We start from the raw sequence: 24,934 nt of genomic DNA, 5'->3' as shown, positions 1-24,934 counted from the left end.
ACAACATTAGTGGATAAGAATATTAGTTTTACAGAAGGGAATAGAGCAACGGGTGTATAAACGTTAAGTTCTTCAAAATTTCAGCTTTACAGTTACATGTTGTGATGTTTGCTTAACAGGTCAATCCTATTAATATAGAAAACTTTTATCCTTGTTGTATTTGAATATGAAAGAGGTATTTATACCAGGAAATATAGGTGATTTTATATAGATTATGATATAAAAATTTTGGCATGGAGTGATGATATGGAAAGGTTTTTTGTAGAGTTAGTCGGATCAACAAATGATTTTTTATGGTCTAAATTGTTAATTATTATGCTTGTTATTTGCGGAATTTATTTTACATTTAAATTGAATTTTGTACAGTTTCGAATGTTAAAAGAGATGGTCCGTGTATTAATGGAGGGGAAAAGTGGTTCTAAAGATCAAATCTCTCCTTTTCAAGCGTTTTGTATTGGTATGGCAGCCCGCGTTGGAACAGGGAATATTACAGGAATTGCGATTGCAATTGCATTAGGTGGTCCTGGAGCTGTATTTTGGATGTGGATTATTTCTATTATTAGCTCGGCCTCCAGTTTTGTCGAAAGCACATTAGCACAGATATATAAAGTAAAAGATAAAACTGGTTTCCGCGGTGGTCCATCCTATTATATGGAAAAAGGGTTGAATAAACGTTGGATGGGAGTATTATTCTCTATTTTAATCACAATTACTTTTGGTCTTGTATTCAATTCAGTACAATCAAATACAGTTACAATTGCTTTTCAAAACTCATTTGGTACAGATCGTCTAACAGTTGGGATAATCATGGCCATTGCTTTCGCTGCGATTATTTTTGGTGGTGTACAACGTATTGCAAAAATGGCTGAATACAAGGTGGTATTTTTAGCAGTATTATACATTGGAGTTGCATTATTTGTTGTAGTTACCAACATATCAAAAATGCCGGAAGTTCTTTCTCTTATTGTTCAAAACGCATTTGGTTTTAAACAAATAGCAGGCGGTTCAATTGGTGCAGCACTTATGAATGGAGTTAAACGCGGTTTATTCTCAAATGAAGCTGGTATGGGAAGTGCACCAAACGTTGCCGCAACAGCAACAACAAGTCATCCGGTGAAACAAGGACTGATTCAAGCATTTGGTGTATTAACGGATACACTAATCATTTGTACTAGCACTGCCTTTATTATTTTGCTGTCTGATGCATATAAACAACCGGGGTTAAATGGTATTGCACTTACACAAGCAGCATTAAGTGAACACATAGGTCCTTGGGCATCGGGTTGTCTTGCTATCTTTGTTTTTTTATTTGGATTTGGTGCGTTAATTGGCAACTATTATTATGGTGAAACAAATATTCGCTTTTTACATACAAGTAAAGTGTGGTTAATGATATACAGAATAAGTGTGTTGGCTATGATTGTATTTGGTTCTGTTGCAAAGATTCAAATTGTATGGGATTTAGCGGACTTATTTATGGGCTTTATGGTTATTATTAATTTAATTGCTATTACCTTACTTTCAAAAGTAGCATTTGCGGCGTTACAAGATTATATAAACCAGAAAAAAGCTGGTAAAGATCCTATTTTTTATAAAGAAAACATTAAAGGGCTTGAAAATATTGAATGTTGGGATAGTTATGAGAAAACTTCAAAAAAGAAAAGTGTGTAATAAGAAGGATATTCAGACTGCAATATGTCTGAATATTTTTCTTGGTTCTAGTGCAAATATTATTGATTATAGTAAAGAAAAAATCATTCTATATAAAGTTAATAGTACGGGGGAATATGATTAAATGATAAAGGATTCTAGCGTTCAAGTTGAGGGGCAAGAAAAAGTTTGCTTAGATCAATGGGTAGCTCATTATCGAGCGTATGCAGCTAAGGGACGAAGCGCCAGTTATATTCCCGCTCTGGGGGAAATAAATGTATCGCAGTTAGGTATTTGTATAGTAAAGCCAGATGGAACAATGATAAAATCAGGAGATTGGGAGATACCTTTCACATTACAAAGTATATCAAAAGTAATCGGTTTTATAGCCGCTTGTTTAAGTCGCGGTATTTCTTATGTATTAGAACGAGTTGACGTAGAGCCAACTGGAGATGCCTTTAATTCAATTATTCGTTTAGAGATACATAAACCAGGAAAACCTTTTAATCCTATGATTAATGCTGGAGCGATTACGATAGCTTCACTTTTGCCAGGGACATCGGTGCAAGAAAAATTAGAATCTCTATACGTATTAATTGAAAAAATGATAGAGAAGCGTCCCGTTATTAATGAAATAGTATTTCAATCAGAATGGGAAACGGCTCATCGTAATAGAGCATTAGCATACTATTTAAAGGAGAATGGTTTTCTAGAATCAGATGTGGAGGAGACACTAGAGGTTTACCTAAAACAATGTTCGATTGAAATAAATACAGAAGATATTGCCTTAATAGGGCTTATACTAGCACATGATGGATATCATCCTATTCGCAAAGAACAAGTGCTCCCTAAAGAAGTAGCTAGGTTAACAAAAGCTTTAATGCTAACTTGTGGAATGTACAATGCTTCTGGAAAATTTGCTGCTTTCATTGGATTACCAGCTAAGAGTGGGGTATCCGGCGGAATTATGACACTTGTTCCCTCAAAATCTAGGAAGGATTTATCGTTCCAAGATGGATGTGGTATTGGTATTTACGGACCAGCCATTGATGAATATGGGAATAGTTTACCAGGAATTATGTTGTTAGAACATATTGCAAAAGAATGGGATTTAAGTATATTTTAAAAAGGAGCACAGATATTTTGGTGTTAGAGCGAGTCCAAAAGTGTTCAGACCTTATATTGTGTCTGAACATTTTTGAGTTATAAAGTATCTTTCTAAAGTAGAAGGGTGTAATGAATACTCACAATCTATAATGCTTTCGTTTATATCTTATTTATCAGTTTTTGAAAAAAATAGAGTAAGTATTGTATTAATGCAAATAGGTTTGTATACTGACTGTTAGGCGAAAGTGAGAAGTGATTATTTTGAATCTTAGTAATTTAGTAAAAAAAGACATCTATATTCTCGTTTTAATGATACTTACAGTACCCTTAGTAGGTGAAATAAAGTCATTTCCTTTAAATGAAACATTTAGAATGAGCTTTGGCGCACCAACATTTTTCTTTTTTTTGTTATTGTTTCGACGAATTCCAGCATTTTTACCGGGTTTTTTAACAGCGATAGTCGTGGTAGTATTTCGTATCTCAATGGATGTCATTATAAAGGGAAATATGGATTGGCTAGCCGCTTTTCATACTCACTATCCTAGTTTTTTCTTTTATTTTACTTATTCGTATCTCTTTCATTTAGCAAAAATCAAACGTTTTTATCATCAACCACTAATGATTGGTTTTATTGGTTGCATGATTGAAATACTGTCAGACTGTGTGGAATTAATGATTCAATATTTTGTATTAAAAACATCAATCACATCCGAGGCAATAAATGAGATCATTGTTATCGCATGTTCCCATAGTTTTATAGTTCTAAGCTTTTTCAATATGATGAAATTGTATGAAGCGCAATCAAGGGAGAGACACATAAAGAAACAAAATGAACACATGCTCATGCTTATCTCTAATTTATATGAAGATGCTGTTCATTTAAAAAAAACATTACAAGATGCTGAGAATATAACAAAAAAATCCTATGATTTATATAAAACCTTAGACTCTTTTGAGCACAAACAGATGGATTTTCAGTTTGGGGATTTAAGGCAACAGGCATTACAAATTGCTGGTGAGGTCCATGACGTTAAAAAGGATAACCAACGTATTTTTGCGGGACTTTCAAAACTAATTTCTGATGAAAGTTTTACAGATTATATGTCTGTACATGAACTAGTAAATATCATTATACGGGCAAATACGAAATATGCACGCTTGCTAGAGAAAGACATCCAATTTTTGTATAAAATTGATGGTGTGCATCCTCATTATCATATTTACACAATCTTATCTATTATAAATAATATCGTTACAAACGCTGTAGAAGCTATCCAAGGTATGGGAACCATCACAATTGACATTAATAAAGACCACCATTTTGTTGAATTTCAAATAGGCGATAACGGTCCTGGTATTTCTTCAAAATATAAAGATTCAATTTTTGAGCCTGGGTTTACTTCTAAATATGATGATTTAGGCAACCCATCGACAGGTATCGGATTATCGTATGTTAAAGAAATGGTCGAACAACTTGAAGGTGATGTTACGCTTGAGGACAGAACCGAAGGAAAAGGATCAATTTTTATAATTAGATTAGGGATTGATCATATAATTTCGAAAGGGTGATTCTATGTATTTTTATATAGTAGATGATGAAAAAGCGGTTCGCTCAATGTTGGCTCAAATTATCGAGGATGAAGATCTTGGGGAGGTTATAGGAGAAGCTGAGGATGGTTTATCTTTAGAGCAACAAATGCTAATCCTTAAAAATATAGACATTTTATTTATCGATTTGTTAATGCCGATTCAAGATGGAATAAAAACAATCCGTCAAATAAAACCTTCGTTTAAAGGGAAAATCATCATGGTCTCTCAAGTAGAATCAAAAGAATTAATTGCTGAAGCTTATTCGCTTGGTGTTGAATACTATATTATTAAGCCAATTAACCGGATTGAAGTATTAACAGTTGTTCGGAAAGTCATTGAACGAATTCGTTTGGAAAAATCGATAAAAAACATTCAAGAATCGCTTAATATGGTACTAAAATTGGATAGTAATTCAAGTGCACAAGAAAAATACCGTAATGAAAAACATTTAAATACTTTTAATCATTTTCAAAATTCCATTCATTTTCTTTTGTCTGAATTAGGAATAGCCAGTGAAAGTGGAAGTAAAGATTTAATGGATATGCTAGATTATTTATATAAATATGAACAAGATAACACGTTGGAACAAGGCTTTCCCTCACTAAAAGAGATTTTTATGAATTTGGCTCAAAAAAAACTTGGGGATTCAGCTGAAGATGCCGAATTAAAAAGGTTCATAGAAGCTTCCAAACAACGGATTCGGAGAGCAATTTATCAATCATTAAACCATTTAGCATCCCTTGGACTTACTGATTTTTTAAACCCGAAGTTCGAAAATTATGCTTCTAGATTTTTTGATTTTACTACCGTAAGGAGAAAGATGACAGAATTGAATAATGAACCAACATTACCTGCTCGTATTGATACGAAAAAATTTATTCAAGTTCTTTATTTTGAAGCAAAACGAATACACCTGGAATTAAGATGATAAATGCTTGCTAATTATTATTTTCGATTAATAGATTGATAATTGTTTTCATGTTATTGGTTTTATATAGTTTTTCTAAGAGAGGATTTTCCTTTATTTCATATTGGTTTTAAAATCAGAAAATTCCGTATCGATTCGGTAGAAATGTACTAACTTAAAACAAAAGAATATGTATTTTTTACACATTAATATTCATTTAAAAAAACGAGTATTTCCACAATAAAATATAAATACATAGTAAGTTGAATTTAAAAAAAGATGCTATCTTCTAGCATCTTTTTTCTTTAAGAGGAAATATCATTAATACTTATATTATTTGAAATTCAAATGCAGGCATATAAATAAGGGAAAAGGAGATAATATTTAACAAATTATAATTGGAAATGGTATTTTAGGTCAGAAATGTTTTTATACTAACTAGGTTATTTGTACTAAATAAGCATAATGTCTCGCTTTTCTGCTCTTTAATCTTATCGTTATTTTTTATTAAGTACATATCGTTTTTTAGAAATCTCAATCCTAGCAGAGTATATAAATTGGGTGATAAAAATGTGGAACATAATTACTTCTTATCTTCCAGATTGGAAAGTCTTTGTACAAGCTTTTATCTTGTTTTTAATTCCGTATACTATCTCAAGATTTTTTCATTGGGTTCGTATGTCAGAGAAAGAGTGGGAAGAATGAGTTGGTGGAAGTCAAGAGACAAACAAGTGAAAAAAAATAATATTCAAAGTAAAACGAAACAAGAGCATAAACCATCTCAAAATGCAAACGTTCATTTCACAAATGATTTTGCCTCTAACTTAGAACTTATAAAGCAACAAATCGGACATAATTCTGATGTTCGCTTTCGGAAGTTTAATATTGGACGCACAGACATTCAGGCTGGGATCGTTTTTGTTGATGGTCTATCAGATAAAGAGATAATTGACAAACATATTATGAAATTACTAATGGATGATTTTTCTGATGAATATAAAAATGAATCTTCTTATGTGGAGGGGACTGTTTCAAAAGAATATATTAAAAATAAAGTTCTTACAATTAGTGAAGTAGCAGAAGTCCATTACATAAAAGATTTAATACCCAAAGTATTGATAGGTTCAACAGCTCTTTTAATTGATGGTTTAGCAGATGTGTTTATTCTTGGTACAACAAAAGCAAATAAACGAAATATTGAAGAACCAGTATCGGAGGCATTAGTCAGAGGGCCACGGGTCGGTTTTACTGAAGTATTAAGTGATAATACCTCACTTTTGCGACGACACTGTGCGGATGAGAACTTATCATTAGTAAAGCTACCAGTAGGAGAACGTGCAAAGAAAGAGTTAGTTGTCGCATTTATTAAAGATCTTGCTAGTACAGAATTGGTGGATGAAATAAAAAACAGAATTCAGAAAATTGACATAGACAGTGTACTCGAATCTGGTTATATAGAGCAACTTATTGAAGATAATTATCTCAGTCCTTTTCCGCAGATTCAAAATACAGAACGACCTGATCGTGTTATTAGTGCTTTAATGGAAGGTCGAGTAGCTATTTTGTTAGATGGAACACCATTTGTTTTAATTGCTCCAGTTACATTTAGTATGCTGCTGCAATCACCAGAAGATTATTATGAAAGGTGGCTTCCTGGTACGCTTCTCCGTTTATTACGCTTCATGACAGCTTTTGTTTCATTATTTGCTCCAGCACTGTATATTTCTTTTATTTCATTTCATCCAGGATTAATTCCCACTAAGCTCGCTATTTCTATTATCGGATCGCGAGAAGGAGTTCCTTTTCCCGCTTTAATAGAAGCGTTAATTATGGAAGTAGCTATCGAAGTTTTGCGGGAAGCAGGTTTACGTCTGCCTAAACCAATTGGACCTGCAATGGGAATTGTGGGCGGTTTAATAATTGGTCAGGCTGCCGTAGAAGCAGGAATTGTTAGTCCAATAATGGTTATCGTTGTTGCGGTAACAGCTATTTCTTCTTTTACTATTCCGCAATATAGTGTGGGAATTACGTTACGCATTCTTCGTTTTATAGCTATGTTTTGTGCTGCGATATTTGGCTTGTATGGAGTTATTCTCTTCTTTCTTTTACTTTGCAGTCATTTAGTGAAACTGAAAAGTTTTGGCGTTCCTTATACCAGCCCTGCTGTTCCATATCGATTCAGTGACTGGAAAGATTTTATGGTTCGCATGCCATTAAAAATAATGAGACGTAGACCGAAAATAATGCATACAAAAAAAAATATCCGCAAAAGGTAGCTGATGACGAAAGGAAGTGGCCTTCAGTGATTACGAAACCTAAAGACCGAATAACAACTTCACAAGCAGTTGTTATTATTGTAAATTACATACTTGGGACAGGAATTCTCACTCTGCCCAGAGCATCTGTAGAAAAAGTGAAAACACCAGATGTATGGCTAAGTGTGATATTAGGTGGGATACTCGCAATGGTTTCAGGAGTAATTATGGTCAAATTAAGTCAACAGTTTCCAGATAAAACATTTTATCAATATAGTCAAGATATTGTAGGGAAATGGATAGGCAGGTTGCTTAGTTTTCTTATTATAGGGTATTTTCTTACAACTTCAGCCTTTCAAATTCGTTCAATGGCAGAAGTAATAAGCTTTTTTTTGCTGGAAGGAACCCCCACATGGGCTATTGTTATGCCTTTTATGTGGATAGGTCTCTATTTGATTATGAGTGGTATTAATTCAATTGCACGGATGTTTGAAATAATATTTCCTATTACTTTTTTTATTTTTTTACTCATTTCCTTTATGAGTATCGGAATATTCGAGATAGATAATCTCCGTCCCGTATTAGGTTTAGGAATTAAACCAGTGTTAGATGGGATAAAAACAACCTCTCTCGCATATACAGGTCCTGAAATTATGTTGATTCTTTTGGTGTTTATGGAACAACGAAAGAAAGCAGTAAAAGCTATTTTAGTTGGAATTTCAATTCCGTTAATCTTTTATGTAATAACAGTTGTAATAGTCATTGGTGCATTATCAATTGATGGGGTTGTAACAAGAACATGGCCGACAATTGATCTTATGCGCAGTTTTGAAATTTCTGGATTGATATTTGAACGTTTTGAATCTTTATTGCTTGTAATATGGATTATGCAAATATTTGCTACCTATACGATTAGTTATTATGCAGCTGCATTAGGATTAGCACAACTCTTTAAAAAGAGAATTCATCCGTTTATTTTTGCTTTGATTCCAATCATTTACATCATTGCTATGACTTCGAAAAATATAAATGACTTGCTTAAATTGGGGGATATGCTCGGTAATGCTGCTTTATTTTTATTTGGTTTACTGCCACTGCTTCTTCTTATTATTACGCGATTAAAAGGAGGAGTAGTGTGAAAAATAAATTTAATTATATGCGGTTCTATTTGGCTTTGTTATGGACGCTTTTGCTTCTATTTTTAACAGGATGTTGGAGCAGTAAAGAAGTAGAAGAGTTGAGTTTAACTGCAGGTATAGCACTAGATAAAGGGAAGGATTCAACAATTGAGAAAGAGGATGAGGAAGGAGGTTATCCTAAAAGAAATCTTATAACAGCTACTTATCAAATTGTTAGTTCGCAAGCACAAAGTAAAGGAAATGGACAACAAAAACGTTATATAAATGTTTCTGAGACCGGTGATTCCATTCATCAAATTGTTCGTGAGTTTTCATTGAAAAGAGAGAGCACAATGTTCAGCCCACATTTAAAAAACATTGTTATTAGTGATAGTCTTGTACGTACATTCAGTTTAGAACAATTACTTGAACAGTATCTCCGTGACAATGAAGTTCGGCTTAGCTGTATGCTCTTAATTAGCAAGGGTCTAGCGAAGGAGGTACTGGAATCAAACAAAAAAGGAGAAATCCCAGCATTTCGTTTGTCTGGAATTGCAGATAATAGAAATAGAACAACAAGGATTTTACCTCCTGTATCGCTCGCTAAATTGGAAGGAAAGATGCGGTCAGGGTCCAGTTTTCTTTTGCAAAATGTAATCTCGATAAAAGGAGAAACAAAATTTGCAGGAGCTGCTGTAATTAAAGGGAAGACAAAAAAGTTGATGGGCTTTTTAAATGAACAGGAATTGGAAGGAGTAGTATGGATAAACGGAAAAAGGAATGGTGGTGTGGTAAAAACTTTTGATAAAGAATCAAAGAAACTCATTATATACGAGATAAAGTCAATAAAAAGCAAAATCATACCACATGTTAACGGAAATAATATTTCCTTTGATGTAAACATTGAATCAGAAGGGCGTTTGTCTGAAAATTGGATGCAATCAGGAAAAGATTTTGAAAATGAATTTTTAAAAAGGGAAGAAAAAGCTATTGAAAAAGAAGTAAAGCACTTAGTACATCATGTTACAAAAAAAATACAAAAAGAATACCAAGTCGATATTGCGGGTTTTGGCAACCAATTAAGAATTAAACACCCGAGAACATGGGAGAAAGTCAAAAAAGATTGGGATCAAACATTTAGTAAAGTACCGATTAAATATCATATAAATGTAACTATACAAGATTATGGAGCGTCAAGTTTAAAACGGTGAGATACATTAATTGAAATTATATTTACATCAAAACAAAAAGTTATAAAAGTTTTAATTTGAAAATTTTTGTAACTTTTTGTTTTTTTATGTCCTTCTTATTATAGATTAAAGAAATGATTTTACCCTATACATTTCTTTTGCGTTATAAAAGTAAATCACAATAGTTACTATTGGCGTGTTATTTAACGTTAGGAAAGAGGAATCGCTATATGTCTTGAATAGGAGGGAGTTTGAAGTGCAAGCGAAAGCAGTGCAAATAGAAGAAATCTATCAAGAAATATTAGACGGTAAAAGAAGTAGGTTTCCACCGAATACATGGAAAGAAGATAGCAATAGAGAGCTATCTAAAAGGGTCACAAAATATTTAATTGAAACAATTTTAAAATGGAATGAAGAGGATATTAAACAAAAATGGAATACGCCTTTAATTATAAAATATCGATTACTCGGCGCGCTCAAACATAGTTATGATAATAGTCCCTATAAGATGATTGACGACTTATATCCCAATAGATTTAAAGAGTGGGAGTTTGGTATGGCACCATTAAATTTTTGGACTAAAGAAAAAGCTCTTGAAGCATTAAAATGGACTGTTGAAGAAAAAGAAAAGCTAAGTAAAGTAGAACTACTCAAATTCTATAGTAAAAAATGGTTAGAGAAAAATAAACTCAGTGCACCATTAGTTATGTATTGGAATGGTAGTCCTTATGCAATGATAAATTCTTTATATCCTAATAAATTTAAAGAGTGGGAATTTAGTATGACTCCTAACAATTTTTGGACTAAAGAAAAAGCATTGGTAGCATTAAGGTGGACTATTGAAGAAAAAGAAAAATTAACTTCTTTTCAATTATTACAAGTTTACAGTGTAAAATGGCTTACTATTCATAATTTAATTTCTCCTTGTCAAATATTCTGGAATAACAGTCCGTACGCCATGATCAATGACTTATATCCTGGTCAAAATAAAGAATGGGAATATAAATTCACACCTACCGGATTTTGGACTGAAAAAAAAGCATTAGAGGCGCTGAAGTGGACTATTGAAGAAAAGGAAAAACTAACAGAGGGGCAATTACTATCTATTTACACACAAAGATGGTTAATTAAACATAAGTTATGGACACCATTAAGAAGATATTGGAAGGGAAGTCCATACAATATGTTAAATACTTTATACCCCAATCGTTATGCAAAAGATATGTTAAAAGGTTATAAAAATAAATAATGATTATATTAGAAGTCTTACTTATATCATACAATATCAAGTTTAAGATAGAGTTAATGAACTCTTAACTTAATTATAGGAGCGAAATTATATGTCACCTTTACGACATGAAGCATTAAAAATGCATAAAGAAAAACAGGGGAAGATTGGTGTTTATTCTAAAGTTAAAGTACAAAATTCAACAGATTTAAGTCTCGCTTACTCACCAGGTGTTGCTGAGCCATGCTTAGAGATTTATAAAGATGAAAGCAAAGTATATGATTATACAATGAAAGGGAATCTAGTTGGAATTATATCTGATGGAACTGCAGTATTAGGTCTTGGGAATATTGGACCTAAAGCAGCTATGCCAGTGATGGAGGGAAAAGCTTTACTTTTCAAATCATTTGCTGAGATCGATGCTTTTCCTATTTGTTTAAACACTAATAATCCGGATAAGATTGTTGAGGTTGTTAAATTATTAGAACCAAATTTTGGTGGGATAAACTTAGAAGATATTGCAGCACCTCAATGCTTTGAAATTGAGGAGCGCCTAAGAAAATCTTGTGATATTCCTGTTTTCCATGATGATCAACACGGTACAGCTATTGTAACGATTGCTGGCCTAATTAATGCACTTAAGTTAACAAATAAAAAAATTGAAGATGTTCAAATCGTTGTAAATGGCGCTGGTGCTGCTGGGATAGCCATTGTTAAGTTGTTACTCCATATGCATGTGAAAAATATTATTTTGTGTGACACAAAAGGGATAGTATATGAACAGCGACCTATTGGAATGAATGCGCTTAAAGAAGAAATAGCTCGTATTACAAATATAGAACATAAGCGGGGAAGATTAGCAGAGGCCCTTATTGATGCTGATGTATTTATTGGCGTATCAGCTGCAGGTGTAGTTGATGAGGATATGGTTCGTTCTATGAATCATAATCCTATTATTTTTGCCTTGGCTAACCCTACACCTGAAATTATGCCTAATAAAGCAAAAATAGCAGGAGCACTAGTAGTTGGTACAGGACGTTCTGACTTTCCTAATCAAGTAAATAATGTATTAGCTTTCCCTGGAGTTTTTCGTGGAGCCTTAGATGTACAAGCAAAAGAAATTAATGAAGAAATGAAGCTAGCAGCTGTTTATGCAATAGCTGATTTAATTTCAGAAGAAGAGCTTCATGTCAACTATGTCATTCCAAATCCGTTTGATCCTAGGGTGGTGCCACATGTAGCATATGCTGTCGCACGTGCTGCAGTAGAAACCGGTGTTTCAAGAAAAAATATCAGCATGTCTGAAATTAAAAACAATCTATTCAGGTTAACAAAAGAGACAAATATATTAAAATAAATATTTTTCTTAAGAAAATATTATGTAGTAAAGGTTATCTACTTAGTTCTTAGCGTATAAAAAGTTAAATTATGTATACCTCCCTTTCTGATATTGGTAAAACGCATATATTTATTCCTTGTGAAGTATGAAAATTAACAAAATTTTAAAAGGAGCGAGTTTAAAAGATGATTGTTCTTCAGGTAGTTTTAGCAATTTTTATTGTAGTAGGGGGATTCATAAAAATTTTCCGTATATCTTTTCAGGTAGAACATTGGCAACAATATCAATATTCATTATGGTTTATGTCTATAATTGGTTTTGTTGAAATTGTTGGAGCAATAGGTATAATCGGTGGTATTTGGAATCAATACTTAGCGCTAGGAGCAAATACATTAATAGCAGTTCTCATGGTCGGAGCTATTCATGCTCATATGTTTCGAGCAAAACAATCTATTTTAATGGCAATTCCTGCATTACTTTGTTTCATACTATCTATGGGGATAATTATTTGGAATTTAAATACATTTTCTTAAGCTTAACTATAAATTGTTAAAATAAGTAATTATTAGAGGGATGTGTAAGCTCTATTTAAAATGTTGAATAGTTAAAGATTATTAATTCATAAAAATTATCACCATTTTACTCTCGTTTTTAATAGTTCTATGAATAGAAAGTCTCTTCATTTTTTTAATGCATGCTTGTAAACGAAATACGAAAACATAACTCATTATAGGAAGGAGAATTTTGAAATTCTATTGATAAACCAAGTAATTGTAATAGCCCTTATTTAGAATAATAATTTCAAAATCAATAAAATTTAGAGTAGAAGGAGTAAGAGCAAATTATTATGAATAAACAGATAGGATTCATCGGATGTGGAAACATGGGTATTGCTATGATAGGTGGGATGATTAAAAAAAATATAGTTTCTCCAGATCAAATAATTTGTTCAGATTTAAATGTCATTAATTTAAAAAATGCTAGTAATGAATATGGCATAACTATAACTACTAACAACAATGAAGTCGCTAACAGCGCTGACATTTTAATTTTATCAATCAAACCAGATTTATACTCATCGGTAATTAACCAAATAAAAGATCAAATAAAAAATGATGTAATCGTTGTAACTATTGCTGCAGGAAAAAGTATTAAGAGCACTGAGAATGAATTTGGTAGAAAGTTAAAAGTTGTTAGAGTAATGCCTAATACACCGGCACTTGTTGGAGAAGGAATGTCTGCGTTATGTTTTAATGAAATGGTTACAGAAAAAGATATAAAAGAGGTACTGAACATATTTAATATTTTCGGCCAGACGGAGGTCATAAATGAAAAACTAATGGATGTTGTTACATCTATTAGTGGTTCTTCTCCAGCATATGTGTATATGTTTATAGAAGCCATGGCAGATGCTGCTGTACTTAGCGGTATGCCGAGAAAACAAGCTTATAAATTTGCGGCTCAGGCTGTATTAGGTTCTGCAAAAATGGTATTGGAAACAGGAATACATCCAGGTGAATTGAAGGATATGGTTTGTTCTCCAGGTGGAACGACGATAGAGGCTGTAGTAACGCTAGAAGAAAAAGGTTTAAGAACAGCTATCATTTCAGCTATGAAACGTTGTACGCAAAAATCTATGGAAATGTCTAGTTTAACTAGTAAGTGAGAAGCGAATTTATATAATATTTTAAATCTATTTAATGTAAAAGAAATATTATGAGGCTAGTTAATAACTAAGTAAATTTATATACAACACTAACGAGAAGAATAAACCTTATTTTAAAGGGGATACAGAAAATATGAGTAATTTACTAAAAAAAAAATCCGTTACACAATTGTTAGAGCATAATCAAAGCAAGATTTTAACGAAAACATTAGGAGCATTTGATTTAATTATGTTAGGGGTAGGCTCGATAGTTGGAACGGGTGTTCTTGTGTTAACTGGATTAGTAGCAGCAAGAAATGCTGGTCCAGCAGTTGTTTTTTCATTTATACTTGCGGCAATTATATGTGGATTTATAGCATTATGTTACGCGGAAATTGCTTCTACACTCCCGGCGTCTGGTAGTGTATATACGTACTCATATGCAACAATTGGTGAGTTTGTTGCTCATCTAGTAGGTTGGTCATTGCTATTAATATATATCGTGGCAACAGCGGCTGTCGCTGCTGGATGGACAGGCTATTTCCACAATTTAATAAAGGGATTTGGATTAGAGATACCTAAAGCTCTAGTAACGATTCCTTCGCATGGTGGTATTGTGAATCTACCAGCAGTAATCATTACATTGATATTAGCATGGATGTTATCCCGTGGTACGAGGGAAAGCAAACGAATCAATAATACAATGGTATTGATTAAAATTGGAATGATTTTGTTGTTTATTACGGTTGGTATATTCTATGTAAAACCAATGAACTGGATACCAATTGCACCATACGGTTTAAGTGGAGTTTTTACGGGTGGAGCAGCTATTTTATTCGCTTTTACGGGATTTGATATATTAGCAACTTCAGCAGAAGAAGTAAAAGACCCGAAACGTAATCTTCCGATCGGTATTATTGCATCATTAATCATATGTACAATTATTTATGTTATGGTATGCCTTGTTATGACAGGAATGGTTTCCTATAAAGAATTAAATGTTCCTGAGGCAATGGCTTATGTAATGGAAGTTGTAGGACAAGGAAAAGTCGCTGGTGCAATTGCTGCAGGTGCTGTAATTGGCCTTATGGCTGTTATTTTTTCCAATATGTATGCGGCAACACGAGTATTCTTTGCAATGAGTCGTGATGGATTGTTACCGAAATCATTTGCGAAAGTTAATAAGAAAACTGGAGCACCCACTTTTATAACTGGATTGGCAGGAATAGGGAGCTCTATAATAGCTGGGTTTATTGATTTGAAAGAATTAGTTAATTTAGTTAATATCGGTAGTTTGGTGACGTTTGCGTTAGTGTGTCTATCAGTTATTATTCTACGTAAATCACACCCAAATTTAAAACGTGGATTTATGGTACCTTTTGTACCTGTATTACCATGCGTTGCAATTGTATGCTGTTTGTTTTTAATGCTAAATTTACCGTTAAGGACATGGGTGTACTTTAGTATTTGGATTACTATTGGGGTAGTAATATATTTCCTTTATTCGATAAAACACAGTAATTTAAATGAGGAAACGATCTCGAAATTACATGATAAAATTGCGAGATAATAACGATAGAAAATTTTATTAATAATCATATTGATAGTTGAGGAACATAGAAACAGTTTTTTGACATTTAGCAAGAGATAAAATAAGAGATGCTAGGGCAGCTAAGTACTTTTTTAGAAACCTTGCTTGTTTTTTACGATTTAAAACTGCTAAGGAGAGAGAAGTATGAGTGAATTGCATTTTATGAGTATAGAAGAATTGGATAATAAATTGAAAAAATCTGACAGTGGTATTTATTTCATTAAAGATTATAATGACAATATTATTTATGTAGGCAAGGCTTTTAGTATAAAAAGTAGAGTATTAGCTCATTTTAATAGTTATTCCAATATTGAGGAATATGTACATTTATTTAATAAAGTAGCGTATCTCATTGAAGATAGTTTGTTAAAACGCTCATTGTTACAAGTTACTTATATGATTAAATATAAACCAGTATTAAACAAAGAAGTACAAAAAGAATTCCCAGAGTTGTATACTCAATACATTAAGCAGACAAATAAAAAATCTATGTTGTTAGAAATTGATGAAGCTAAAGAAAAAGGGGATGAGTTAAAGAATAAATTAGTAAAATTAGTGGGTGGAAAAACTATGTTTTATGACATAATTTCTCTGTTAAACAATGGATATAACTATCATGTCCTCGCAAAAGTATTGAACATAGAACTTCAAACTTTAATTATAATAAAAGAACACCGAAATAAATTCCCGATACCACATAATTATAAGAGGACAATAAAACATCAAGATATAATGTATGCTTTATCTGGAAAAAAGAATTTAAGTACTTCAAGGTTAAACACTTAACTTTAAAATAGTAAATTCGTTGCTTTTTTAGCTTTTATTGTTATATTGAAATGCAATGTACATTTGTGTTTCAAATTTAATTGGTGGAATAAGGGGAGGGAAAGGGTTCCTATAAAAATACTGGAATAAATTAGGTTGCTCATGCATAAATAGCATAATTAGGTACATGTTATTTATAAATATTCAAAGATGCGAAAGTAATACAAATGAAATTCTTATTTCTGCTACTACAAGTACTATTGAGCAAATGAAGTATGAAATTGCTTTTGAACTAGGAGTCACACTGGGACCTGATACATCACATCATCTGCAAATGGTTCGGATCGGTGGAGAGATTACAAAACGCTTAGTTCGAATGGCTGAAAAACAGTTAACAGGTCAATACAGAGTACACTAAGAAAATAATCCGTATATATATATGGATTATTTTTCCTTTAATTTACAAAAAATAAATTTCGGAATTGAAAAAACCTCTCAGATTCCTTTGTAATAAACTTTTTTAGTTGTGTTAATGACATAGGTATCAAAAGATAATAAACCTGATATGAACGATGTATGATCCTTTAAAAGAGTTTTGGTGTTATTTGCAATTTTAATTTCATAATACTTAAGCCGATATAATAAAATGTTTTATGTCTAAATTGATATAAAGTAATAATTATTAAGTGATATTTCTTTTTTATAGAATAAGTAAAAACTGATACTGTAGTAATTACTGTTTTGAGGTCAATTTACTGTGCACCTTAATTATTGAAGTTTTTTTGTTGATTAACAACTATTGTATTTGGAAATTAATAATAAGTTTATCCCGCTATTTGCCGGGCAGTAAGACCTCCACCTCAAAATTCAGCGGAAGCAAAGAAGTTAGGTGGGGGGCGGGCTGCCCGTAAAAGCCCGATTGGTGAGGGCTAATAATCAGTGGGGATGAACAAAACCCCCACTGATTAAAGTTTCACTTTATGTGATGCGGTAATAAAACTATCTAGTTTGCTATTCTTAGTATTTGTAAAGTCTATATATTTTTTCCTCTTTGTGGAAAGTAAAACTATTGTTACGACCAGTAATATAGTGTCATTTTTTTGAATATTCCATTCGTTTTTTATTTTTAGTTGATGAAAAGACCTTTCTCTCAATTAAATGTTTAATTGAGTACTTGAATTTCCTCCACCTTGTACTTTTCAAAGTATAGTGCTTCAAAAATAGCCGTATCGCTTTCATCTGTTTCCAATTTCACAACTTCTTTATTATCTTTTTCTAAAATTTGGAGCAAAATAGTTTTTCAGTTTCACATTTAAATTAGCAGTATTTATTTTTTGAATTCAATTTGTATAAATGATTGAATTGGAACTTTGACTGTTGTTTCTTGCGGTGGTACAGTACCTCTTTTTACTTTCGCTTTATTTTAAATCTTTTTCCAGCTTGGTCCTCGCATTGACTACCACTGTATTTTGTAGTACTTCACTGTTTTCTCAAGTTCAATAATATATCTTGTAGAATTAAGAAAAGAACTTAGTGTATTTCCTTTACTTATCTACTCTGATATTTAGATGCTAACTACAATTAAATAATATATGATTTTTATAAAAAAGATATAGTAATATTTTGTTGTGAATTGTACTAATTTGATATTTTATAGTATTATTTGTCGTGAATTATTTATAACAGAATATATTTTATGGATCTATAAAGGAGAATGTAATGAATACTTCCATCGATATACAACACTTGTGTGATCTTGCACATAAAGCATTTAATGCCCCTGTGCATATTTTGTCTACAGACAGAAAAATTTTATATCATTCTACATCTGATAATGTTTGTAGTCCTTTTTATTCTTCAAAAGAAGAACATCTTAGTGATATTTATCAAGAAAACGATCCCTTTAACTTGCCACTTTTCCGAAGTAACAACTATCTTGAAAATTTTGTTCTAATTCATATAGAAAATCATGATGATATTAAAGGGACTATTATAATCGGTCCTACTATACATTCAAAAGATTCAGATGATATGATCATAAAATTTCAGAAAGAATTTAAATCAAATGATAACATTCAAGAAAGACTTGCCTATTATCAGTGTTTATCTGAGATTAAAAAAACTACATTAATTGATATGGGAATTTTATTACATTACATGATTTTCAATGAAAAGTTAGATGTAGATATTGTCTTGGAAAAAAATAAAGTACTAGAGGAAACTCCTAATAAAAATGTGAAACCTGATTTATATATTTTAAAACGTCGACAAAACAAACCTAAAACGCACAATATGGCATTAGTAAATGATTTCTTTTCGACTATCAAAGAAGGAAATAAAAAAAAGTTAATACAGTATATGTATGCGGTTTCGCAAGAAGATGTTGAACTTATGCTAGTAGAGGATCCGCTCAGGAATCAAAAAAACCTTGGAATTATTGCGATTACCTTAGCCACTCGATATGCAATAGAAGGAAATCTGCCACCAGATATTGCTTTTGCCCATAGTATTTTATATATACAAACCCTAGAACAATTAGATAATGTAGAATCTGTAAAGCGATTATCAGGGGACGCTTTACGTACCTTTGCAGATCGTGTGAAAGAATACAATGCAAAAAAGTATTCTTACGCGGTTACTACATGTATAAAACATATTAATAAAAATGTTTACGATGGAATATCTCTGAATGAACTTGCTAATCATTTAGAAATTACGCCTACTTATCTGTCTAAACTATTTAAAAAAGAAATGGGAATTACTTTAAGCGAATATATTCAAAGGGAACGAGTGGAAGAAGCAAAGAAATTATTAACCCTCACTACTTATTCGTTATCAGATATCTGTGCTTGGCTTAACTTTAATGACCAAAGTTATTTTATAAGAGTTTTCAAAAAAATCACTAGCATGACTCCTAGGCAGTACCGTGAAAAATATACAATAATATAAGCTTGTTATTTGCTGTCTCCAATGTAAAGACTTAAACATGGGTGTAAGTATCCCAAAAGATGAAAATACTGGACTTATTACTCTAGGAAGAGTTTGTGATTTGTCTAGAAAAAGAACTTGTATTCAAATAGACGTATGAGATTAACCAGATATTATCTTGTTAGCGGAACAGTTTCAATTTTTAGGAGTTAGAAAAATAATGGAGAAACAAAGTATATCTATTTTTTTAATAACAATCATGTGCTGAATTTATCCCGCTATTTGCCGGGCAGTAAGATCTCCATCTAAAAATTCAGCGAAAGCAAAGAAGTTAGGTGGGGGGCGGGCTGCCCGTAAAAGCCCGATTGGTGTGGGCTAATAATCAGTGGGGATGAACAAAACCCCCACTGATTAAAGTTGCACTTTATCGGTATAGTTCTGAATCAGATAAACTAGTCTGATGTCAGCTCAAACAAATAGCTCTTGAAGACTTTATAAACACATATGTGAGCAAAAGCTCAATGGAAATCTTTGTACCATATTGTTAATTTGAAAAAATACACTAACCGTTATTTTGCAAAAGGGAATAAAAATACAGAAGGCTGCAAAGTGTTCCAAGGAAGCTTTGCAGCTTTTTTGTAATTTAAAACCTATGTTTATAACGAAGATAAGTTTATAGACTAATATCTTCATATTAGATATTTATTAATAATGATATTAGGATTTTTTTGTGAAAAATCAACAATATAACATATATTACTAAATATATCTACATTTTATGCAATTATACATAAGTAAATAAAGGTAAAAAAGTATAAAAAGACCTATTATATTATTCTATAAGTATTTTTTCTAAAATAAAATTTCTTGGTTGAGCTAAAATAGTTATTTTTAACCGTATACACATTAATTTGTAATCATTCCAATTACAGAAATGAAATTTACGAATAACTATATTTATATAATTTTTTTCGGGACATATTTTTATTTAACAGTGAATTATCGAGCTTAATCGACAAAATTTTTCTATTTACGCATTAAAAATTTAATGTTTTAATGAACAACATAACTGGTATGACCAGACAGAAAGGAGAAGGTTACGCTAATAGGAATTATAGTGAAGTTGTAAGTAACATTATGTTGGAAATGTTTTTCTGAATAGTCTTTTTGTTTACGAGAGGTCAAGAATCAAATTGGTAATAAACGTGTTCTAAGTTTCTGCATAACAAAAGTGAAGTTATTCCGCAATAAAAGTATAAGCAATGTACAGTATAATTTCACCTTTTGTTGTCTAGTAAGGAGTTTGCTGACAAAACTAAGAGGGATATTATCAAATTGAAATTAAACAATGTTATGACAAGATTAACTGTAAGCATTGGTTTATTGATCCTCACGATTCTGTAAGTTAAACCGCAACTTTAGGAAAGAATTAATAATTTACTACTCATAAGGTGCCTGATTCAAATATAGTTAATAAATTTTTGTTATTTATATTTAAAAAAATAGAGTATCGAAATGAGAGATAAATAAAATCCTTACATCCTATTAGAAGTAAAAAACAACGATATTAACGTATCTTAAAGATTTCTCCTTCTTATCCAGTTTACAAAGAGAGCGGTCGTACAAGTTATATGAATTAAGTTATAAAAACAATGGTAAAGGAGTGTACGGAATGAAAACTAAAATAATGACAGGATTTTTAATAACATCCATTGTAACTGGAGCAACTATTCCTATCAATACTCTTGCAACACCAATCGTTCAAGCAGAAACTCAACAAGAAAACATGGATATTTCTTCATCATTACGAAAATTAGGTGCACATTCTAAATTAGTCCAAACGTATATTGATCAATCTTTAATGAGTCCTAATGTACAGCTAGAGGAAGTCCCAGCTTTAAATACCAATCAATTCCTAATCAAACAAGATATGAAGGAATGGTCATCGGAACTCTATCCACAGTTAATTCTATTAAATTCAAAAAGTAAAGGATTTGTAACAAAATTTAATAGTTATTACCCGACATTAAAATTGTTTGTAGACAATAAAGAAGATAGAGAAGGGTTTTCGGATAGACTTGAAGTACTTCAAGAAATGGCTATGACGAATCAAGAAAATGCGCAACGACAAATCAATGAATTAACAGATCTTAAATTACAGCTTGATAAAAAATTAAAAGATTTTGATACTGATGTGGCAACTGCGCAAGGCATACTAAGTACAGATGGAACAGGAAAAATAGATCAGTTAAAAAATGAAATATTAAATACCAAAAAAGCAATTCAAAATGATTTACAACAAATTGCATTAATACCAGGAGCTTTAAATGAGCAGGGATTTGCTATATTCAAAGAAGTTTATAGTCTTTCAAAAGAAATTATTGAACCGGCTGCTCAAGCAGGGGTGGCAGCGTATAACAAAGGAAAAGAAATTAACAACTCTATTCTAGAAGCGGAGAAAAAAGCGGCGCAAGAAGCGACAGAACAAGGTAAAACTGCTCTAGAGATTGAATCAGCAAAAAAAGCAGCTCGTGAAGCAATTGAGAAAAGCAAACAAGGTGAAATAGCAGCCGCAGCCGCAGCAAAAACACAAGAGTATGACCTGATGAAAGCCATTGATACCGAAAAGATTAAGAAAACATTTGGCGTTTTTGCTGAAGTAAATAAATTAACAGCAGAACAGCGAGCATATTTAGATGATTTAGAGAAACAAAATCAAAAAATATATGATTTAACAACGAAATTATCAATAGCTGATTTACAAAAATCAATGCTTCTTCTTACACAAAATGATTTGCATACGTTTGCAAATCAAGTAGATGTAGAACTTGATCTACTAAAGCGCTATAAAGAAGATTTAAATCTAATAAAAAATAGCATTACAAAATTATCTACTAATGTTGATACAACTAACGAGCAGTCTCAAAAAGATACATTAAGACAATTAAAAAATGTAATAAGTTACCTTGAAGAACAAGTATATAAATTTTAATATTGCGTTTTTTGGGAATTCATAAAGATTATAAGCATTTAGCGAAAGAAGGAGAATAGTCATGAAAAAATTTCCATTCAAAGTACTAACTTTAGCTACATTAGCAACTGTTATAACTGCTACTACCGGTAACACTATTCATGCATTTGCACAAGAAACGACCGCTCAAGAACAAAAAGTAGGCAATTATGCATTAGGCCCCGAAGGACTGAAGAAAGCATTGGCTGAAACAGGGTCTCATATTCTAGTAATGGATTTATATGCAAAAACAATGATTAAGCAACCAAATGTAAATTTATCTAATATCGATTTAGGGTCAGAGGGGGGAGAGTTGCTCAAAAATATTCACCTTAATCAAGAGCTGTCACGAATCAATGCGAATTACTGGTTAGATACAGCGAAGCCACAGATTCAAAAAACTGCTCGTAATATTGTAAATTACGATGAACAATTTCAAAATTATTACGACACATTAGTAGAAACTGTACAAAAGAAAGATAAGGCAGGTCTAAAAGAGGGTATAAATGATTTAATTACTACAATCAATACAAATTCAAAAGAAGTTACAGATGTGATTAAGATGCTACAAGACTTCAAAGGGAAACTATATCAAAATTCTACAGATTTTAAAAATAATGTTGGTGGTCCAGATGGGAAAGGTGGATTAACTGCAATATTAGCAGGTCAACAGGCAACGATTCCACAACTTCAAGCTGAAATTGAGCAACTTCGTTCTACTCAGAAAAAACATTTTGATGATGTATTAGCATGGTCAATTGGTGGTGGATTGGGAGCAGCTATTTTAGTTATTGCAGCTATTGGAGGAGCGGTAGTTATTGTTGTAACTGGCGGTACAGCAACACCGGCTGTTGTTGGTGGACTCTCGGCTCTTGGTGCAGCTGGTATCGGTCTAGGAACAGCGGCTGGTGTCACAGCATCTAAGCATATGGACTCCTATAATGAAATTTCTAACAAAATCGGAGAATTAAGTATGAAAGCAGATCGTGCTAATCAAGCAGTTCTTTCGCTTACTAACGCGAAAGAAACATTGGCATATTTATATCAGACTGTAGATTAAGCGATATTGTCTCTAACAAATATTCAAAAGCAATGGAATACAATGGGTGCAAATTATACAGATTTATTGGATAATATCGATTCTATGCAAGACCACAAATTCTCTTTAATACCAGATGATTTAAAAGCCGCTAAAGAAAGTTGGAATGATATTCATAAAGATGCAGAATTCATTTCAAAAGATATTGCTTTTAAACAGGAGTAGAACTGAAATTTAAAACCTAAATTGGAGGAAAATGAAATGATAAAAAAATCCCTTACAAATTACTCGCTGTATCGACGTTATTAACTATTACAACTGCTAATGTAGTTTCACCAGTAACAACTTTTGCAAGTGAAATTGAACAAACGAACAATGAAGATACAGCACTTTCTGCAAATGAAGTGAGAATGAAAGAGACCTTGCAAAAGGCTGGATTATTTGCAAAATCTATGAATGCCTATTCTTATATGTTAATTAAGAATCCTGATGTGAATTTTGAGGGAATTACCATTAATGGGTATGTAGATTTACCTGGTAGAATCGTACAAGATCAAAAGAATGCAAGGGCACATGCCGTTACTTGGGATACGAAAGTAAAAAAACAGCTTTTAGATACATTGAATGGTATTGTTGAATACGATACAACATTTGATAATTATTATGAAACAATGATAGAGGCGATTAATACAGGAGATGGAGAAACTTTAAAAGAAGGGATTACAGATTTACGAGGTGAAATTCAACAAAATCAAAAGTATGCACAACAACTAATAGAAGAATTAACTAAATTAAGAGACTCTATTGGACACGATGTTAGAGCATTTGGAAGTAATAAAGAGCTCTTGCAGTCAATTTTAAAAAATCAAGGTGCAGATGTTGATGCCGATCAAAAGCGTCTAGAAGAAGTATTAGGATCAGTAAACTATTATAAACAATTAGAATCTGATGGGTTTAATGTAATGAAGGGCGCTATTTTGGGTCTACCAATAATTGGCGGTATCATAGTGGGAGTAGCAAGGGATAATTTAGGTAAGTTAGAGCCTTTATTAGCAGAATTACGTCAGACCGTGGATTATAAAGTAACCTTAAATCGTGTAGTTGGAGTTGCTTACAGTAATATTAATGAAATGCACAAGGCGCTTGATGATGCTATTAACGCTCTTACTTATATGTCCACGCAGTGGCATGATTTAGATTCTCAATATTCGGGCGTTCTAGGGCATATTGAGAATGCAGCTCAAAAAGCCGATCAAAATAAATTTAAATTCTTAAAACCTAATTTAAATGCAGCGAAAGACAGTTGGAAAACATTACGAACAGATGCTGTTACATTAAAAGAAGGAATAAAGGAATTAAAAGTGGAAACTGTTACTCCACAAAAATAGGGAAATATTAATTCTGTTGTAAAGTGAACTAAAACATAGAAAGTCTATGATTACACTGTTAAACAGAAAAGTAATAATTAATAAATCCTTATATAACAGAAAGGCGGAGTCTCATTAAAGACTTCGCCTTTCAATTATATATAAGTATGATTCGAATAAAAAATAACCTTGTAGTTTAATTGCT

General features: G+C 32.1%; 19 protein-coding genes and 1 pseudogene. 19 read left to right on the top strand and 1 reads right to left on the bottom strand.

Annotation, left to right across the window (positions count from 1 at the left end; all coding sequences use genetic code 11):
* Positions 1 to 246: 246 nt before the first annotated feature.
* From MHB52_RS15960 to MHB52_RS15890, 15 genes are all read left to right on the top strand, one after another.
* Positions 247 to 1,671, top strand: coding sequence for an alanine/glycine:cation symporter family protein (locus tag MHB52_RS15960; protein WP_000439283.1), 1,425 nt, complete (start codon positions 247 to 249; stop codon positions 1,669 to 1,671).
* 124 nt (positions 1,672 to 1,795) lie between these two features.
* Positions 1,796 to 2,776, top strand: a complete 981-nt coding sequence (gene glsA, locus MHB52_RS15955; RefSeq protein WP_000588650.1) for a glutaminase GlsA — start codon at positions 1,796 to 1,798, stop codon at positions 2,774 to 2,776.
* 233 nt (positions 2,777 to 3,009) lie between these two features.
* Entirely contained in the window at positions 3,010 to 4,326 is a 1,317-nt protein-coding gene (locus MHB52_RS15950) for a sensor histidine kinase (protein WP_000584792.1), read from the top strand.
* A 4-nt stretch (positions 4,327 to 4,330) separates the two neighbouring features.
* Positions 4,331 to 5,275, top strand: a complete 945-nt coding sequence (locus MHB52_RS15945; RefSeq protein WP_000274074.1) for a response regulator — start codon at positions 4,331 to 4,333, stop codon at positions 5,273 to 5,275.
* A gap of 549 nt (positions 5,276 to 5,824) precedes the next feature.
* Entirely contained in the window at positions 5,825 to 5,959 is a 135-nt protein-coding gene (locus tag MHB52_RS15940; RefSeq protein WP_000267088.1) for a hypothetical protein, read from the top strand.
* Complete coding sequence (locus tag MHB52_RS15935; RefSeq protein ID WP_000119228.1) at positions 5,956 to 7,530, top strand: spore germination protein; 1,575 nt, start codon at positions 5,956 to 5,958, stop codon at positions 7,528 to 7,530. The genes MHB52_RS15940 and MHB52_RS15935 overlap by 4 nt, the downstream gene beginning before the upstream one ends.
* Positions 7,531 to 7,556: 26 nt before the next feature.
* A complete protein-coding gene (locus MHB52_RS15930) occupies positions 7,557 to 8,648 on the top strand; it encodes a spore germination protein (RefSeq protein WP_016118207.1) in 1,092 nt (363 codons plus the stop codon).
* The gene (locus MHB52_RS15925) at positions 8,645 to 9,838 is read left to right on the top strand and encodes a Ger(x)C family spore germination protein (protein WP_000790799.1); all 1,194 of its coding nucleotides are present in this window, start codon (positions 8,645 to 8,647) and stop codon (positions 9,836 to 9,838) included. Before MHB52_RS15930 ends, MHB52_RS15925 begins: the two co-directional genes overlap by 4 nt.
* Before the next feature lie 235 nt (positions 9,839 to 10,073).
* The gene (locus MHB52_RS15920; protein WP_061664325.1) at positions 10,074 to 11,066 is read left to right on the top strand and encodes a DUF4046 domain-containing protein; all 993 of its coding nucleotides are present in this window, start codon (positions 10,074 to 10,076) and stop codon (positions 11,064 to 11,066) included.
* A gap of 91 nt (positions 11,067 to 11,157) precedes the next feature.
* Positions 11,158 to 12,402, top strand: coding sequence for an NAD(P)-dependent malic enzyme (locus MHB52_RS15915; protein ID WP_016118205.1), 1,245 nt, complete (start codon positions 11,158 to 11,160; stop codon positions 12,400 to 12,402).
* Between the two features lie 167 nt (positions 12,403 to 12,569).
* Complete coding sequence (locus MHB52_RS15910; RefSeq protein WP_000636507.1) at positions 12,570 to 12,917, top strand: DoxX family protein; 348 nt, start codon at positions 12,570 to 12,572, stop codon at positions 12,915 to 12,917.
* A gap of 314 nt (positions 12,918 to 13,231) precedes the next feature.
* Complete coding sequence (proC, locus tag MHB52_RS15905) at positions 13,232 to 14,050, top strand: pyrroline-5-carboxylate reductase (protein WP_001041294.1); 819 nt, start codon at positions 13,232 to 13,234, stop codon at positions 14,048 to 14,050.
* Positions 14,051 to 14,183: 133 nt separating this feature from the next.
* Entirely contained in the window at positions 14,184 to 15,599 is a 1,416-nt protein-coding gene (locus tag MHB52_RS15900; RefSeq protein WP_016118203.1) for an amino acid permease, read from the top strand.
* 165 nt (positions 15,600 to 15,764) lie between these two features.
* Positions 15,765 to 16,406, top strand: coding sequence for an excinuclease ABC subunit C (locus MHB52_RS15895; RefSeq protein WP_001292158.1), 642 nt, complete (start codon positions 15,765 to 15,767; stop codon positions 16,404 to 16,406).
* A 166-nt stretch (positions 16,407 to 16,572) separates the two neighbouring features.
* Positions 16,573 to 16,803 (top strand): alpha/beta-type small acid-soluble spore protein, encoded by a 231-nt coding sequence (locus tag MHB52_RS15890; protein WP_000897397.1) that lies wholly within the window; start codon positions 16,573 to 16,575, stop codon positions 16,801 to 16,803.
* 744 nt (positions 16,804 to 17,547) lie between these two features.
* Here the strand turns inward: MHB52_RS15890 and MHB52_RS15885 are convergent.
* Complete coding sequence (locus tag MHB52_RS15885; protein ID WP_033694041.1) at positions 17,548 to 17,676, bottom strand: peptidase; 129 nt, start codon at positions 17,674 to 17,676, stop codon at positions 17,548 to 17,550.
* Positions 17,677 to 18,104: 428 nt separating this feature from the next.
* Between MHB52_RS15885 and MHB52_RS15880 the strand changes: the two genes are divergently transcribed.
* The 4 genes and pseudogenes from MHB52_RS15880 to hblA all read left to right on the top strand — a co-directional run bounded on the left by MHB52_RS15880 (position 18,105) and on the right by hblA (position 24,750).
* On the top strand, positions 18,105 to 19,334 hold the full coding sequence (locus MHB52_RS15880; protein ID WP_001097929.1) for a helix-turn-helix domain-containing protein: 1,230 nt from the start codon (positions 18,105 to 18,107) through the stop codon (positions 19,332 to 19,334).
* Between the two features lie 1,651 nt (positions 19,335 to 20,985).
* Positions 20,986 to 22,305 (top strand): hemolytic enterotoxin HBL lytic component L2, encoded by a 1,320-nt coding sequence (hblC, locus tag MHB52_RS15875; RefSeq protein ID WP_000850224.1) that lies wholly within the window; start codon positions 20,986 to 20,988, stop codon positions 22,303 to 22,305.
* Between the two features lie 61 nt (positions 22,306 to 22,366).
* A pseudogene (gene hblD, locus MHB52_RS15870) lies at positions 22,367 to 23,587 on the top strand (hemolytic enterotoxin HBL lytic component L1).
* A 47-nt stretch (positions 23,588 to 23,634) separates the two neighbouring features.
* Complete coding sequence (gene hblA / locus MHB52_RS15865; protein ID WP_061662907.1) at positions 23,635 to 24,750, top strand: hemolysin BL binding component B; 1,116 nt, start codon at positions 23,635 to 23,637, stop codon at positions 24,748 to 24,750.
* Positions 24,751 to 24,934 lie beyond the last annotated feature (184 nt).

Origin of the sequence: Bacillus sp. FSL K6-0073 (assembly GCF_038006085.1) — a bacterium.
Classification (GTDB): domain Bacteria; phylum Bacillota; class Bacilli; order Bacillales; family Bacillaceae_G; genus Bacillus_A; species Bacillus_A cereus.
The sequence above is the reverse complement of the archived record's forward strand: the minus strand, read 5'-3'. Positions and strand labels throughout refer to the sequence as shown.